The sequence below is a fragment of the Micromonospora sp. NPDC023737 genome, from assembly GCF_040639715.1.
Classification (GTDB): domain Bacteria; phylum Actinomycetota; class Actinomycetes; order Mycobacteriales; family Micromonosporaceae; genus Micromonospora.
Genome location: NZ_JBFAAL010000001.1, coordinates 1,057,551 through 1,073,162, shown reverse-complemented (window position 1 = coordinate 1,073,162; position 15,612 = coordinate 1,057,551). Strand labels below are relative to the sequence as shown.

General features: G+C 69.0%; 10 protein-coding genes and 1 pseudogene. 8 read left to right on the top strand and 3 right to left on the bottom strand.

The genetic code is table 11. From position 1 onward, the window contains the following. Positions 1–8: 8 nt before the first annotated feature. The 5 genes from AB0F98_RS04790 to AB0F98_RS04770 all read left to right on the top strand — a co-directional run bounded on the left by AB0F98_RS04790 (position 9) and on the right by AB0F98_RS04770 (position 10,405). Positions 9–5,429, top strand: coding sequence for a DEAD/DEAH box helicase (locus AB0F98_RS04790; protein WP_357728628.1), 5,421 nt, complete (start codon positions 9–11; stop codon positions 5,427–5,429). Positions 5,430–5,516: 87 nt separating this feature from the next. Next, positions 5,517–6,305 carry a hypothetical protein gene (locus AB0F98_RS04785; protein ID WP_357728625.1) on the top strand — a complete coding sequence of 263 codons (789 nt, stop codon included), beginning with the start codon at positions 5,517–5,519 and terminating at the stop codon, positions 6,303–6,305. Next, positions 6,302–7,630 (top strand): ParB N-terminal domain-containing protein, encoded by a 1,329-nt coding sequence (locus AB0F98_RS04780; RefSeq protein WP_357728622.1) that lies wholly within the window; start codon positions 6,302–6,304, stop codon positions 7,628–7,630. Before AB0F98_RS04785 ends, AB0F98_RS04780 begins: the two co-directional genes overlap by 4 nt. Further along, positions 7,627–9,513, top strand: a complete 1,887-nt coding sequence (locus AB0F98_RS04775; protein ID WP_357728619.1) for an SNF2-related protein — start codon at positions 7,627–7,629, stop codon at positions 9,511–9,513. Before AB0F98_RS04780 ends, AB0F98_RS04775 begins: the two co-directional genes overlap by 4 nt. Beyond that, on the top strand, positions 9,503–10,405 hold the full coding sequence (locus AB0F98_RS04770; RefSeq protein ID WP_357728616.1) for a DUF3883 domain-containing protein: 903 nt from the start codon (positions 9,503–9,505) through the stop codon (positions 10,403–10,405). The genes AB0F98_RS04775 and AB0F98_RS04770 overlap by 11 nt, the downstream gene beginning before the upstream one ends. Before the next feature lie 58 nt (positions 10,406–10,463). On the opposite strand, the gene AB0F98_RS04765 is transcribed toward AB0F98_RS04770, so the two are convergent. Then, positions 10,464–10,892 (bottom strand): hypothetical protein, encoded by a 429-nt coding sequence (locus AB0F98_RS04765; RefSeq protein ID WP_357728614.1) that lies wholly within the window; start codon positions 10,890–10,892, stop codon positions 10,464–10,466. A gap of 56 nt (positions 10,893–10,948) precedes the next feature. Here AB0F98_RS04765 and AB0F98_RS04760 point away from each other — a divergent pair. Further along, positions 10,949–11,190, top strand: a pseudogene (locus tag AB0F98_RS04760) (hypothetical protein); the annotation flags it as partial. Positions 11,191–12,004: 814 nt separating this feature from the next. Here the strand turns inward: AB0F98_RS04760 and AB0F98_RS04755 are convergent. Beyond that, positions 12,005–12,241 (bottom strand): winged helix-turn-helix domain-containing protein, encoded by a 237-nt coding sequence (locus AB0F98_RS04755; protein ID WP_357728611.1) that lies wholly within the window; start codon positions 12,239–12,241, stop codon positions 12,005–12,007. A 449-nt stretch (positions 12,242–12,690) separates the two neighbouring features. Between AB0F98_RS04755 and AB0F98_RS04750 the strand changes: the two genes are divergently transcribed. Continuing rightward, positions 12,691–12,996, top strand: a complete 306-nt coding sequence (locus AB0F98_RS04750; RefSeq protein WP_357728608.1) for a hypothetical protein — start codon at positions 12,691–12,693, stop codon at positions 12,994–12,996. Between the two features lie 9 nt (positions 12,997–13,005). Here AB0F98_RS04750 and AB0F98_RS04745 read toward each other — a convergent pair whose 3' ends face one another. Beyond that, a complete protein-coding gene (locus tag AB0F98_RS04745) occupies positions 13,006–15,009 on the bottom strand; it encodes an FG-GAP-like repeat-containing protein (RefSeq protein ID WP_357728605.1) in 2,004 nt (667 codons plus the stop codon). Between the two features lie 186 nt (positions 15,010–15,195). On the opposite strand from AB0F98_RS04745, the gene AB0F98_RS04740 reads away from it, so the two are divergent. Further along, entirely contained in the window at positions 15,196–15,591 is a 396-nt protein-coding gene (locus AB0F98_RS04740) for a hypothetical protein (RefSeq protein ID WP_357728602.1), read from the top strand. Positions 15,592–15,612: the final 21 nt, after the last annotated feature.

The following is a 15,612-nucleotide window of genomic DNA, read 5'->3' as shown; positions in this document are numbered from 1 at the left end:
GTTTCCCGATGCCGACGCAGGTCTACCGGGAGCTGCGGGACGCGTACCTGCGATACTTCGACACGGCGTACTGGCTGCGCGACAAGCCGCTGCGCGACGAGCGCCGGCAGCTGCTGGAGGCGCCCGGGCTGCTGTTCACAGACGTGCTGCTCGAACCGGTGGTCCCCTACGACGCCGATTACCCGCTGGCGGAGGCAGCGCAGCAGGCCGGCCTGGACCCGGTCGCTGCACGCATCGTCGGCGAGGCGCTGTTCGGCGATTTCGTAGAGCCGGGACAGCAGATAATGCTGCGCCGCCACCAGGCCGAGGCGCTCATCCGGTCGCTTAGCGCCGCTGATGGCGAACCCCGCAACGTGGTCGTCACCTCTGGCACGGGCTCGGGTAAGACCGAGACCTTCCTGCTGCCCGTGCTCGCCCGGCTGGTACAGGAGGCGCTCACCTGGACCAAGCAGCCGGAGCCGGACCGCTGGTGGGAAGGCAACGTCCCAAGCTGGCGGCCGTTGCGCGCCCCGGAGACCCGGCCGGCGGCCCTGCGCACCGTCGTGCTTTACCCCACGAACGCGCTGGTCGAGGACCAGGTCTCCCGACTGCGCCGCGCGCTGCGCCGGATCGCGGACACCAGCGAGGTGCCGCCGCTGTGGTTCGGCCGCTACACGGGCGCCACGCCAGGATCAGGCGAGCTACCCGGACCTAAGGACAAGGACAAGGTGCGCGAGGCTGCCGCCGAGATCAACAGCGCCGCCCAGGACTTCCAGCAGCTGGCCAAGGCGTACGAGGACGGCCCCGACCGCCGCGCCGTGGAGCAGATGCTCGCCCAGTTCGCCGATCCTCAGCACGCTGAGATGACGACCCGATGGGACATGGTTGCGTCGCCGCCCGACCTGATGGTCACCAACTACTCCATGCTCAACGCGATGCTGATGCGCGACATCGAACAGCCGCTGTTCGATGCCACCGCGCATTGGCTCGCCGCCGACGAGAACAATAGATTCACCATCGTCATCGACGAGATGCACCTCTACCGCGGCACGCAGGGCAGCGAGGTCGCGATGGTGGTCCGCAACCTGCTGTCGCGGCTGGGCCTGGACGGGGACTCCCCGCAGCTGCGCTGCCTGGCCACCAGCGCCTCGCTCACCGACGACGACAATGGCCGCGGCTACCTGGAGGAGTTCTTCGGCGTCGACCGGTCGAGCTTCTTCGTCACCGCCGGCACGCCCCGTGCCATCCCCGATCGCAGGCCGCTGTCGCGTGCCGCGTTCGAGGCGCACGCCAAGACTCTGCCCGCGGGCGGGGCCGACCGCGCGGCCGCGCTTAGCGCCCTAGCCGCCGAGCACCGGCTCTCCGAAGCCGTCGCCGCCGCGTGCCGCGCCGACGCCGGCGCGCCGATGCGCGCGAGCCGGCTGCCCGACATTGAGCGGCGCCTCTTCGACGAGCCGCCGGCCACCGCCGACGGCGTCACAAGCGAGGCGTTCGACCTCGTGCTGGAAGCCGGAGCGGAAGCTTGGAGCGATCCGGCCACGATCCCGCTGCGCGCCCACATGTTTGTCCGCACGGCAAGCGGGCTGTGGGCCTGCGCCAACTGGGCCTGCACTGAGGTGCGGCCGGAGCACGCGTACGCGAATCGGAAGATTGGCCGGTTGTACAGTCGGCCGGCCACGACGTGCGCTTGCGGCGGGCGGGTTCTCGAGCTGCTGTACTGCTTCGACTGCGGCGAGGTCAACCTCGGCGGCTACGTCATCGACCGCGTCCCCGACAGCGTCCCGCCGATAGTCGCCCTCGGCTCGCTGGCCGACAAGATCCCCTCGGACCAGACCCGCCCGGTCAACCGCCGCTCGCACGGCGAGTACATCTGGTACTGGCCAGAGCCGGAGAAGCCATCCGCGGGCAAGCCGTGGAACCACAAGCTGGAGGGTCCGGATGCCAAGGGACGCCAAATCAGCTTTTCGTTCGCCCAGGCGCGGCTGGACCCCACCTCGGGGCTGATCGTAGAGGACGACCAGGAACCGACCGGGTACGTCCTGCGGGTCAGCCCGATGGGAGAGACCAGGGCCAAGGCACCCGCGTTGCCGGAGAAGTGTCCGCGATGCGGTGCCCAAAACGTCAACAACGACCTGCAGAAGTTCTGGCGCGGCATCGTGCGGTCGCCGATCCGGGGACACCGCTCCGGGCAGTCGCAGTCGATCCAGCTCTACCTCGCTCAGCTGTTCCGCAGCATGGGCACGACCGCCGCTGAGTCGCGCACCATCCTGTTCACCGACAGCCGCGATGACGCCGCCCGCACCGCGGCCGGCGTCGCCAAGAACCACCACCGCGACCTCGTGCGCCAGCTCATCCGGCACGAGCTGGAGCAGCCCGAGGCCGACGCGGTCGACGCCGTGCTGGGGATGCTCACCGGAGCGCCGACGCCGGAGGGGCAGGCGGCGTTCGTCACCATGCAGAGCGAACATCCCGAGCTGTTCCAGGCGCTGATTACAAAGGCGGCGCTGGGCGTAGCCCCACCAGAGACCGAAGCGCTGATCCGGGCGTATCGGGCGAGCAAGGCACTGGCCCAGCTGCCGTGGTCGGTCGCGGCCACCCGGCTCGAGAAGGCCATGTTGCAGCGCGGCATCCACCCCGCCGGCCCCGGCACTTCGATGCAGAAATGGCAGGGGGAGCCCTGGTACCGGGTGTACGACCCGCCGCAGCCAGGCCTCTGGACGCCACTGCACCCCGAGATCCAGATGAAGGGCTATGAGCGCTACCGCCGGGAGTTGGCCACGACGATGGCCGAGGCGGTGTTCGACCGCGCCGCCCGCGACCTGGAGTCCACCGGCCTAGTGGTGGTCGATCCGCGCAACCCGCGGCTGGACGACGCCGGCGTAGCCGAGGACATCGCGCTGCAGATCCTTCGGTCGGTGATCAGAATCCTCGGCATTCAGGGGCGCTACGCCGGCAATAGGTATTTCTCACCGGCGTTCGACATGCCGGCTTCGGTAAAGGGCTACCTGAAAGCGGTCGCCGAACGGCACGGGCTAGCCGGCTCCGGCATCCTGGAGACCTGGGTGACGCGCGAGATTGGCGGGCGGGTCGCCCCGGAGTGGGGGCTGCGCGTCGACAGTGTGGAAGCGCCGTTCCTACTGACCAAGGCCGGCGCGGAGGTCTGGGGCTGTCGCCGGTGCAGCTACCGACACCTGCACGCCTCGGCCGGGGTATGCGCCGCCCGAGGCTGCCACCACCCCGATCTTGAGCGGCGCAAAGCTGACGACCAGGAACAGGACTACTACGCGTGGCTCGCCGAGCTCGAGCCGCGCCGCATGGCCGTTGCCGAGCTAACCGGCCAGACGAAGCCCCTGGCGGTCCAGCGGCAGCGCCAACGCTGGTTTAAGGAGGCACTGCTCAAGGAACCGCTGGAGAACCGGCTAACGACGCCGCTGGACGTGCTCAGCGTCACCACCACGATGGAAGTCGGCGTCGACATCGGATCGCTGCGCTCGACGGTCATGGCTAACGTGCCGCCGCAGCGGTTCAACTACCAGCAGCGCGTCGGCCGGGCCGGGCGTCAGGGACAGCCGTACTCGTACGCGCTCACTGTCGCCCGCTCCCGCACCCACGACGACTACTACTTCAACGCCACCGAACGGATGACCGGCGACGTCCCGCCGCAACCGTTCCTCGACCTGCAACGTACCCGCATCGCCCGTCGCGTAGTGGCGGCCGAGCTACTGCGCCGAGCCTTCGGCTTGTGCCTGCCCAGGCCGGTACGCACCCGCGAAAGTATCCACGGCATCTTCGGCCTCCGCGACCAGTGGGCCGACACCTACCGGCCGCAGATCGAGCTGTGGCTCGACCAAGCGCCCGACGTGCCGGAGGCCATCGCCGCGCTGACCGTGCGCACTGGCATGACCGCGGCGGAAACCGCGGAGCTGGAACGGTGGGCCCGCCACGACCTCGTGACCGACATCGACGCCGCCCTCGACAACCCGTTCTACCAGCAGAATGAGCTGAGCGAGGTGCTCGCTAACGCCGGCGTCCTGCCGATGTTCGGCTTCCCCACCCGCGTCCGCAACCTCTATAAGGACTATCCGAAGGACAAGCGCGACCTCACCGACTTGGCCGTGTCCGACAGGTCCCTGGACATGGCGGTGGCCAGCTTCGTGCCCGGCGCGGAGGTCGTCCGCGATGGGGAGATCCACACGGCCGTGGGCTTCGCCGCGTACGAGGTCAAGGGGCCGCGGGTGTTGCCCGTCGACCCGCTTGGCAAGCCCATCGACATCACCAAGTGCCAGAACTGCGGCCGTACGTCGGTCGGGGTGCACGCCGGGGCCTGCCCGGCCTGCCAGGGGGAGCTCACCACATTCGTGATGTTCCAGCCGCTCGGCTTCCGCACTGACTACCACGCTCGCGACTACGACGTCGACGGCGAGACTGTGGCCGTTATGGGTTTCCCGGAGCTGGGCGTCGCCTCGAACCCCGACCGCTCCGGCACGGTGGAGGGCCTGCGCGTCGACGTGTACGAGCTGGCCGACATCCTGCGCATCAACGACAATCTGGGCCGGCTGTTCGCGATGGAGGAGGCGGCCGGCCGGTCGATCGTCGTCCGGGACAGCTCGCTTTACGGCAACGACGTCAAGCTTCCCAACACCCAGGGGCACCGTATCGACGCCGCGATCGGCGAGGTTCGCAAGACCGACGTGCTGGTCGTGACCGCCGATCACCTGGACATTCCCGGCAGCATCGTGCCGACCGATCCGGCCGTGCTGCCCGCCGGCCTGCCGGCGATGTGGTCGTTCGCAGAGGTGCTGCGCCGGGGCGTGCAAGCCGAGCTGGACATCGACCCTAACGAGCTGTCGGCGGGCCTGCACCCGGCCCGGATCGGCGACGACCAGGTGCACCGGGTCTTCCTGGCCGACACCCTCGAGAACGGTGCCGGGTACGCGACCCTGCTCGGCGATCCCCAGTTCTTCTCCAAGGTGCTGGCAAGCGCCATCGACGACCTGGGCGCGATGTGGCGGAGCCGGCGCCACGCCGAGGAGTGCACCGCGTCGTGCCCGGATTGCCTACGCTCCTTCGATAACCAGCGCATCCACGGTGCCCTGGACTGGCGGCTGGCTCTGGACATGGCCGAGCTGGGGCTGGGCCGGCCAATCGACTGGGAGCGGTGGTTGAGTCGCACCGGGCCACTGGTCGCCGGCTTTATGAGCTCCTTCACCCCCGTGGGCATCCAGCACCATGAGGTTGAGGGCATCGCTGTGCTCGCCCACTCGGGCAGCCGCAAAGCCGTAATCCTGCGACACCCGCTTTGGCGTCCCGAGCCGGAGTTGCGGACGCCGCGCCACGAGCGCGTAGCAACCTGGGTCACCAATGAGCTCGGCTACCGGATCGAGCAGGGTGACCTGTTCGAACTGGACCGCAATCCGATGCGGATCGCCCAGCGGCTGATGATGGACTGACCGGGACCACACGCGAGGGGAGGGCTGGAGACAGTGTTGCCGGAAGACGCTGCGCCATGTCGACACGCGGGGGCACCTCCGCCCGCCGTGGTGCACAAGGTGGACGACCTAATACAACAGCTCGTCGCCGAGACCGAGATCCTAGCCCGGTACGGGTTGACCGCCGAGGAATATCGCGATGCCCTGCCTGCGACGATCGAAGCGATGCGCGGGAGAACGAGCGCGAGCAACGCTGGCCGCCGCCGGTTCCTGCTTAACATCCTGGAGGCGTTACAGCAGGCGGGCCTGGTGGACAGCGTCACCAAGCCGCATTACGGCGACGACACCGTGTATCGGCTCTCGGTCCCCGGATTCGGTCCCGTGGCGATCATTCAGAAGGGCTGCCCGGACGGGACACACAGCAGCATCCGCTGGTCGGTGCCAGACTGGGCGCGCGAGACTTACCTCTGGTGGCTGTGCGACAGCATGAAGGCCGAGCCCGGCGAGCATGTCGCCAAGGGCATCCAGCGCATGCGTAGCCGCCTCCTCGACCCAGCCGATCGTACGGTGGATGGCGTTATCTTCCACAACCACCTCTGTGGCACGCCTAAGCGCCTCTGTCCGAAACAGGACCGAGCCGTGGAAATCGGCACGCAACTGGTGCCCCCGCCCTGCGTCTACCTCACGCCCGACAGCGATACTCAGGCGACCGACTTGAACTGGCACGGCAGGCAGCAACGCATCTTCCCCGGCATCCTGCTCAGCCTCTTCGGCATCGACGAGCAGGCCCTGCCGGCGTACGTCGGACACGTCGGATTCCAGCGCAAGAGCGGCGAAGTCCACACCACCATATCGGCTAGATTCGGCGTCGGCCGTTCCACTATGTACAGGAGATGATCCGCTTGCCCAACCCGATGCTGGACCAGGACCGTGTGGCGATGCTGCATGCCCGCAAACCCGTCCGGCACGTGCTGGTTCCGGCCTGGCCACGCGAGCAGAAGGATCTCCCGCAGGTCGAGGTCGAGGTCACCTGGGTGCGCTTCTCCACGCTCAACCATCGCACCCAGGCCGAACAGCGCCGCGAAATCCACCTGGCTGCCCAGCCCAACCTGTTCACTGCTGACCCGCTGGGCCCGGCCGCCCAGGACGCGCAGTACCGCATCCTCACTGGGCAGGAGGGCTTCAAGGAGCTCAAGGAAGACCTGCGGGACCGAGGCCAGCAGGACCCAGCCATCATCACCGCCGAGGGCGTCCTGATCAACGGCAACCGACGCACCGCCGCCCTCCGCTCGCTCTATCAGGACGACGACTGGCTTAAGGCGCGCTACGTCCAGTGCCTGGTCCTGCCGGACGATGCCCAGCCCGACGAGCTGGTCGACCTTGAGGCGGAGCTGCAGATCGCGCGCGACTTCAAGCAGGGGTACTCCTGGATCAACGAAGCGTTCCTCATCGAGGAGCTCTACGACCGCGAGGGCAAGGACTTCGGACGCGTGGCCCGGCGCATGCACAGCGAAGTCGCGAAGGTGCGGGATCTGCACGAGAAGCTCCAGCAGGTGCACCAGCTGGTCGACCTGGCGAAGGGCGCCCGCCTGCACGTCGACTTCACCGAGAACGAGTCGGCCTTCGCCGAGCTCGCCCGGCACATTCGGAACAAGCCGCCGGCCGAGGCCGACAGCGTACGGTCGGCGTACTTTCTCGGCACCTTGGCCAACGTGGAGTACCGCAAGCTGCGGCACCTGCAACGCGCCGATGCGGCCGAGCTCATTCAACGGGAGATTGAGCGTGACCCGGCGCTCAAGCCAGTGCTCGACGTCGCCCAGTCCGCCCCGGCTCCCACTTCGAGCGACGACCTGCTGGACGACCTCCTCGGCGAGGACCCTCCCGCGCAGCCGCTGAACGAGCTGCTGGGCCTGGTCGCGGCCCGAACGCCTGATGAGAGCCTGCCGCTCGGCGACGGCGACAAGGTCTCCGCCCGCCAAGTGCTCAGCTCGCTGCGCAGTGCAATCACCGCCGTCGCCGACGAGGCCGCCGACGAGGCCGCGGACCAGTCTGCTGCCAAGGCGCCGCTTGTCCAGGCCGACAAGGTGATCAACAGCTTGAAGCGGATCCGCAAGGACCTCCCCAAGGCACGGGCCCAGTCCGAGTGGGACGAGCGCGCCTTCGCCCTCAAGATCACCGAGATCGAGGGGCTGCTGGACGAGGCCGGGGGCCGCCGGGCGTGATCGTCGCCGAGCTCTACCAGCAGGGCCGCCCGCTCGTCGTCGTCACTCGGCAGGCACCGGCCGTCGCCGGTGCCTGGGCCCGTCTCCAGGCCGCCATGTCCCGCGGCATCGTCGGCGGCTCTCCCCACCGCATTGACGTGCGCGTCGATGTGTTCCTCGCCGAGCTGCCGGCGCTGCGCGAGGTCCGGACCATCTTCCACGAGCAAATCCAGCTCGGCCCGATGCTGCAGCAACAGGTCCGCTCGCTCATCGGCGACCAGAAGCGCCGCGAGGACGTCGCCGCCGGTGTCCGGATAACTTCCGAAGCGCTCGCGGCCGAGCTCGCCGCCGCCGGCTTCCGCCGCGAGCTGCGCGGCTTCCAGCTGGAGAACCTCGCGCTGATCCAGCAGCTGCCGCACGGTGCCGACTTCTCCGTGCCGGGTGCCGGCAAGACCACGGTCGCGCTGGCGAACCACACCCTGGCCCGCGCCCGCGGTGAGGTTGAGCAGCTCCTCGTCATCGCGCCCCTCGCCGCCTTTGAGGCGTGGCGGGAGGACGCCGCTGCCTGCTTCGAGCGCCCGCCGGCCATCACCGTTCACGCCGGCACCGCGTCGATCGACAGCGACGTCGAGGTGCTGCTCACCAACTACAACCGCGTCGCCTCCGACTACGACCGCATCCGAGAGTACGTTGGCCGCCGCCCCACCCACCTCATCCTCGACGAGGCGCACCGGGTCAAACGCGGCGCGCAGGGTGTACACGGCCGCGCGGTGCTCGACCTCGCCTACGCCGCCCGGCGCCGCGACATCCTGACCGGCACCCCCGCGCCCCAGGGCGCCTTCGACCTGATCGCCCTCATGCGCTTCCTCTACCCAGGACAGGACCAGAAAATTCTGCCGGCCAGCGCCTACAACGAGCGCGCTGGCCGCGACGACGACGTGCTGAGTGAGACCAGCACGGCAATCAAGCGGTACTTCGTCCGCACGCCCAAGTCGCGCCTCGGGCTGCCCGGCACCACCTTCGACGTGGTCACCCGGTCGATGAGCCCGATCCAGCAGGCCATTTACGACGCTCTGCTGGGCCGCTACCGCGGCGACTTTGAGCTGGACCGCCCGGCCCGCCGACAATTCGACCGGCTCGGCCGGGTCGTCATGTACCTGCTGGAGGCCGCGACCAATCCCATGCTGCTGGTCGCCGGCTCCGACCACGCCGACGAGCGCGGGTTCTTGCACCCGCCGCTCGCCCTGAACGGCAGCGAGCCACTCGCCGAGCTACTGAGCCGCTATCGCGACTACGAGACGCCTTGGAAATACGAGCACATCAAGGCGATGGCCGAGCAGGCGCGCGACCGCGGCGAGAAAGTCATCGTCTGGTCCACCTTCGTTCGCAACATCCGGTCGCTCGCCACCTACTTAAACGGCTTCCAGCCAGCCATCGTGCACGGGGGGGTGCCGACGCAGGACAGCGCGCCGGCCGGGGCGCTGACCCGCGAGGCCGAGCTGGATCGCTTTCGACGCGACCCGCACTGTCACGTCCTGCTTGCCAACCCGGCTGCTTGCGGCGAGGGCGTCAGCCTGCACCACTGGTGCCACCACGCCATCTACCTCGACCGGACGTTCAACGCCGGCCACTTCCTGCAGAGCCAAGACCGCATCCACCGGCTCGGGCTCGGCGACGACGTGACAACCCGCTTCACGCTGCTGCTCAGCGAGGAGAGCATTGACGAGTCCGTCAACTCCCGGCTACGCGAGAAAATCGTCGCGTTGTCCGCGCTGATGAACGACCGAGGTTTGGTGCGCGTCGCTCTTCCCGAGCCTGACGAGGGCACGCCCGAACAGCCGGCGGTATCAGACGATATGCAGGCCGTCGTCTCACATATCAAGGCACGACTCGATGGTGCCTAGCCGCGGCACGGCGCACGCTGTTCTGCTGCTCTGCCATGCCGTCCGCCTTGCGGCACGCCAGGACGTCGCCGACTGGGTCCACGCCGCCCGCGCCCACGGCGCCTTCGTCGCGGCCGCCACCGACCTGACCACCCCGGCCGAGCACCTTCTGGCCTCCGGGCTCGCTGAGCAGGCCGAGACCATCGTGCTGGCTCCCCAGTTGGCCGGGATCGCCGACATCGCCGACGGCGCGACGCTGCGCCACATTGCGCGAGTGCTGCTAACCGCCGACCCGCCGCCCTGGCTACGCATCGCGGTGTCGCCCCAAGGGGTCGCCCGCCAGTACATCCCCACGGCCGATTTGCGCGCGCTGGAATGGCTCGACCCCGAGCTGGACGACATGCTCGTCGACGTGTGTCGCGCGGTGAGCCGCCCTCACGACACCGAAGTCCGTAAACGTATTGGCGACGCCGCCGAGGCGGTGGTCCTGGCGGCGCTGCGAGCCGACGGCCGGCATCCTACCCATGTCGCGTCAATCTCCGACGCGTTCGGCTATGACCTCGAGCTCGCCGGTCCCCCTAGGCTCCGCATTGAGGTCAAGGGGTGTAGCGCGAACAGCCGCGGCACTTTTCACCTAAGCCGCAACGAGTATGACAAGAGCCGGTTTTACGGCGACGAATGGCTGCTGACCCAGGTTGTCTTCGCCAACATTGCCTTTGTCGTGCCGCGGCTCGAGCCAGTGCACATTACCGGCATCTTCGAGGTCAGCGCCCGCGAGATTGCGTCGGCCATACCGCCAGACACCAGCGAGTTCGCTTGGACCGACTCGGCGGTGATCAACCTGCCGCCCGAAGCCTGGCGGCCCGCACCGTACGCTGTCGCCGACGTTATCCTGCCGGGCTTGGCACGCTAGCGGCATTCACCCACGATCCCGCGCTTGCTGCCAAGGGCACGCCAGCGACGCTGTGTCGCTAGTAGCATTTTCTCCTGCCCCCTCGCATCGCCTTAATCGCGCTGCAGTCGCTGCCCGTCGCGCTTCCCTCTGCCAGGTCGAGGTGAACTTGTGCCAGCCGGCCGACCAGGGCAATCGGCAGCCGGGACGTGTCCAACCGGGCCCCGATCTCGATGGCGCGTTCGGCGTTGCCAGCCGCCCCGGCCGCGGACACCGTATCGATGGCGACGTTGGTCGGGCCGGACACGGTCCACAGCCGGTTCTGGTCGGATCCGAGGTCCGCGGCGACCGTCTGCGCCTGTTCGGGGTGACGCCCGGCCTGCTTCGCGTTACCCCGTCGTGCCGCGATGATGGCGGCGAGGAGCAGGAGCGCGCCCTGCGCGGAGATGAGGTTCGGGCTGGGTGATGAACACAGCCGCGCCAGGTGTTCGATGCTCGCGTCGGTCACCGCCTCGACCTCGCTGATCCGAACCGGTGGCCGGAGTAGGGCGCAGTCATCCTTGCGCCATCGCGGTGCGTGACTCGCTCAGTCACGTCACGGCCATTGACTTCGGGGAGACCACTCTCAGCGAGGAGGACAGTCAGTTCCTGCGTACCCGAGTGTGGTGTGGTGTGACGCCCGGCTCGACGGTGCCGGCCGCTGCCGGCGGCGCGACGGGCATGTCGGGCCGTGCGGCCCCGCTGACGAGGAGCTGTCCCCGATAGCAGCGACGGGTGGCGCGGAGGAGGCACCACCCGTCGTCTGACGTATTCCGCTACCCCGGGGATTCACCAGCTGCGGCATCGGTCGACTTTTCCTTGCCGGTTGTTACTTGAGAACCACCCTCGGTGGCTCGTGGCGCTGCCAGGCACTATTCAACCAGTCATCGGTGACGGAGCTCCGGGAAGGCATCTTCGATGATCTGAACGAGCCGACGGGCGGACTCCAAGTCCAGCTGGATACTCTGACTCGACTTGCGCTCGCTGGCACGGTCGTCGCTTCCGAAGGTGCTCAGATGAAGTAGGCGTCCCGAGCCGTCGTCGATTACGGCGTGTTCACAGTCCACCTCTGTCGGATGTGCCTTGACTCGCTGCTGGGACGGCCCGAACGAACGTACACGTGCCACAGATTCCTCCTCGACGTCAGCACGAATCACAGGCCAGAACTCATGATCTCTGCAGCAACGCGAGTAGGACAAGGTCCTGAACCCAACCGACCCTGCACAACGCTGACGGACGCAGCTTGGGGCGAGCTCCCCAGTCCCTCGAACACCTGAGCTGAGGCGACACCGGTCGCCCCGCCGCACCGGGGGCCAGAGGAACAGAGCCTCGCTGGGTCATATCAGCAGCCCAAGCGCGTCCCGCCAGGGCGTCAGGCCGGATGTCGCCGCTCGTCGGTTCCTGGGCAGGAGGTGGAGCAGCAGTCGACATGCCTTAACGGTGACGTGGACCGACTCGGCAGCGACTCGTTCGGCCTCGAGCAGGTGCAGCACTGCGGCGGCCCCGTCGCCCGTAGGCATCAAAGCCTCGGCGGTGACAGTTCGAGGTAGGTGGCCGTCTGCCCCTCGTTGCCCCTCTGGCTCAGCCGTCCCGGTCGGCCACGAAGACGCCTAGCCCCTGGTGGCCGTACAGTTCGCCGGTCTCGATGAGGATCGTGATGGCTTGGCGCACCGTCGTTGCGCTGCCGACCTCGTACATCTCGGCCAGCGCCTTGGTTGACGGCAGCTTGTGGCCGGGTGGCCACTCGCCTGAGGCGATACGCGCCCGGATGTCGGCGATGATCCGTCGGTAGTGCGGTTCGAACTGTCGTGCGGGCATGCGAAGGACTCCCAGCTAGGCCCACACATCTGATCACGGGCGCCGGGAGAACTTCAAGGGCAACGTTGACTTTACCAGTAATGCCGGTAAGGTTTGTTGACGAGGAAACACCCCAGCTAGGCACTGTGGTGGACCTTCGGCGGAGCAGCATCCCGACGTCGCCAGACGGCCTTCCCCGAGCCCGCCTGAACGGCGTGCTGCTCCGACGCCCCTACCTGCTTCTACAAGCGCTGTTGTCGGAAGCCCGGAGACAGCCTGGCCTTGAGCGAGACAGGCCCGGGGCGGGTGCCGGGCTCCGGCTGGTAAGGACGCGCGGCCGTGCCTGCCGCCCCCGCCCGCCTCGGCGCCGTACTTGAACCTCGACATCGACCAGCAGAGGAGGGCCCCATGTACTGCCACGCTGACGGCCGACCCCGGCAGCCAAGTATGGCCGACAACTCGTGTCACCGATGACCGCGCCGCGCTGGATCATTCATCTGCCGACCACGCTGACCAGCCTCGATGGCGCCGTGATCCTTGCGACGGCGCTGCGCGACTCACTCGGTCACGTGACCGCCATCGACTTCGGCGAGACCACTCTCAGCGAGGAGGACAGTCAGTTCCTGCGTACCCGAATCTGGTGTGACGCCCGACTCGACGGCGCCGGCCGCTGCCGGCGGCGCGACGGGCATGCCGGGCCGTGCGGCCTCGCCGACGAGGAGCTGCCCCCGATAGCAGCGACGGGTGGCACCGAGGCGGCGCCACCCGTCGTCTGACGTATTTCGCTACGCGCCGGGGATCACCACGAGACCGTTGTTGTAGTCGGCCAGCAGCACGTCCTTGTGGCCGTCGCTGTTGATGTCGCCGACCGCGAGACCGCGGTGCTCGTAGTGGGAGGCGTAGTACGCGTTGTAGCCCAGCTGCTCCCGGCCCAAGCGGCCGTCGGGGCGCTGGAGCATGACGCCCACCTGGTACCAGCCGCCGTGGGCGACCACCACGTCCAGCCGCGAGTCGCCGTCCATGTCCTCGAGGACGACCGGTTCGGGCATGTCGGACGCGACGTAGACCTGCCACGCGCCGAGCGCCCCGGAGGAGTTGTGCGTCAGCACGGAGATCCGCGGGTCGGGCATGTTGCCGGTGACGGTGACGACCACGTCGGCCCGGCCATCGCCGGTGACGTCGCCGGTCGCGAACGAGTGCGCGTCGATCTCCTGCCCCTCCGGCACGGGAATGCCGGCCGGAGCGGCGAAGGTGCGCGCGGAGGTCTGCTCCACGACGATGACCTTCCGGCCGTCGAGGCGTACCAGGTCCAGGCCGGGACCGCCGGTCACGTCGGCGACTCCCAGGACCGGACCGGAAAGCGGCGTGGTCACGGCAACCGGCGCGGCGAACTCGCCCGGGCCGGTGCCGTAGCGCACGAGCACCGACTCGTTGGTGGTCGCCACCAGGTCCAGCTTGCCGTCCTGGTCGAGGTCGATGACGTGTACGTCGCCGAGGGCCGCGCCGAACGGCAGCGCCACCGGCGCGGCGAGCCCGCCGGCGGACTGCCGGTACAGGTCCAGCCCGTTGCCGGAGGCGACCAGCAGCTCGTTGCGGCCGTCGCCGTCGATGTCGGCGATGACCGGGACCATGCTGCCGCCGGTCGGCACCGACGTGGCGTAGCGGACGGGCGAAGCGAGCCGGTGCTCCGGCAGCTGGACGTAGAGGAACGCCGAGTGGTTGAGGTCCCCGGCGTCGGCCTCGATGCCGGTGGTGAGCACCACGTCGGTGAGCCCGTCGCCGGTGAGGTCGCCGGCGGCGATGGCCGTTTCGGTCGAGCCCGCCCGGGCCGCCTCGGACGGGCCGAAGGACACCTCGCCGTACGCCGGGTCGACCTGCAACGGCAGGTCAGCCGAGGAGCTGCCACCGTTGTTCGGATTGGTGCCGTAGCCCTCGAAGCGGGCGTAGTAGGTCACCGAGCTGGCCGTCGGGGTGATCACCGTCGCGGCGTACCCGTGCCAGAGGGTGGCCTGGCCGATGACCTCGCTGCCGGCGACGAAAACCACCTTGCCCCACGGCTCGGACCCGTCGGCGGTGCGGACCCGCGCGGACAGCGCCACCAATTGGCCCTGCTCGGAGCGGGTCGGGTCGACGGCGATCGTGGTGGTGGTCGCCAGGCCGGTGTACGCGGCCCCGGACGTGAACGGGCCGGCCGCGCCGTTCGCGGCCAGGGCGCGCACCTTGTACTGGTAGTAGTAGCCGTCCGAGCGTCCGGTCTCGCGGAACGACGGCTCGGTGGTCGTGGCGATCAGGCTGTCCCCGTCGATCGGGTGGTGCCGGTACACCTCGTAGCGGGCCGCGCCGGGCACCGCCGCCCAGGTCAGTTCCATGGTGGATGGGGTGCCGGTGAGCCGCAGGCCGCTCGGTGCTGCCAGCACCGGCAGGGTGGTGGCGCTGGCCTGGGGTGACTGGCCGGAGAGCTTGTTCCGGTACTCGGCCTGCACCACGTAGTAGTAGGTGGTGGCCGGGGCGAGCCCGGAGTCGAGGAATTCCAGGCTGGTGCTGCTGCCGACCTGGGTGTACGGGCCACTCGACCCGGTCGAGCGCGATACCCGGTAGGCGGAGGCCTGCGGCGCCGCCTGCCAGTTCACCCGGATCTGGGTGGACGAGAGTGCCGTCGCGCTGGTCGCCGGCGGTGGGGAGATCGCCGGCCCGGCCTGGGCGGGCGCCGCGGTCAGTTGGGTCACGGCGACGAGCGCCGCCACCAGGGCGATGCCGAGCCGTCGTAAGCGGGTGGGTGTGTGCGCCATCGGGCGTCCTCCGGTCCCCGTGATGATCATTCCGTGAGTACGGCGTCTCGCCGTCGTACCGCGTCACATAGACCGCCGGGCGGATCAAGCCTCTGGTGTGACGCCTGGCTCGACGGCGGCGGGCGTTGCCGGCGGCGCGCCGAGCACGGCGGACCGTGCCGGATCGCGGAGTAGTAGCCTCCGGGGATGCCCGCCGCATTGATCGACGACCTGTTGAACGGTTTCACGCCCGCACAGCCGTACACCGCAGCTTCCGCCGCCAGCGCCCCGGCGGCGCGCGGCGTGCACGTGGTCCTCGACGGGGGCACAGTCGTCTACGTCGGCTGGACAGCGAATCTGCGTCGGCGGCTGCGGCAGCACCTGACGGGCAGCCGCGATTCGTCGGTGCTGCACGAGCAGGTCGGTCAGCTCCTCGACACCCCGACCCGGGCGGCGACCGCCGAGGACATCGCCGGCTGGCTGGGCCGGCGCGAGGTCCGCTGGCAGGAGACCGACAACCCGGAGGGTACGAAGGACGCGCTGGTCCTGGCCCTCATGCCCTGCTTCAACCGGCAGGTCCCCAAGCCGCGCCGGCTCGCCTGACGGTTCGGGCGGTCGGCGGAC

Bases quoted from the DNA above. Each gene is read 5' to 3' on its own strand.
- AB0F98_RS04750 (WP_357728608.1), top strand. From the start codon at position 12,691: ATGACCGCGCCGCGCTGGATCATTCATCTGCCGACCACGCTGACCAGC.
- AB0F98_RS04780 (WP_357728622.1), top strand. From the start codon at position 6,302: ATGATCCGCTTGCCCAACCCGATGCTGGACCAGGACCGTGTGGCGATG.
- AB0F98_RS04790 (WP_357728628.1), top strand. From the start codon at position 9: ATGCCGACGCAGGTCTACCGGGAGCTGCGGGACGCGTACCTGCGATAC.
- AB0F98_RS04755 (WP_357728611.1), bottom strand. From the start codon at position 12,241: ATGCCCGCACGACAGTTCGAACCGCACTACCGACGGATCATCGCCGAC.
- AB0F98_RS04770 (WP_357728616.1), top strand. From the start codon at position 9,503: ATGGTGCCTAGCCGCGGCACGGCGCACGCTGTTCTGCTGCTCTGCCAT.
- AB0F98_RS04745 (WP_357728605.1), bottom strand. From the start codon at position 15,009: ATGGCGCACACACCCACCCGCTTACGACGGCTCGGCATCGCCCTGGTG.
- AB0F98_RS04740 (WP_357728602.1), top strand. From the start codon at position 15,196: ATGCCCGCCGCATTGATCGACGACCTGTTGAACGGTTTCACGCCCGCA.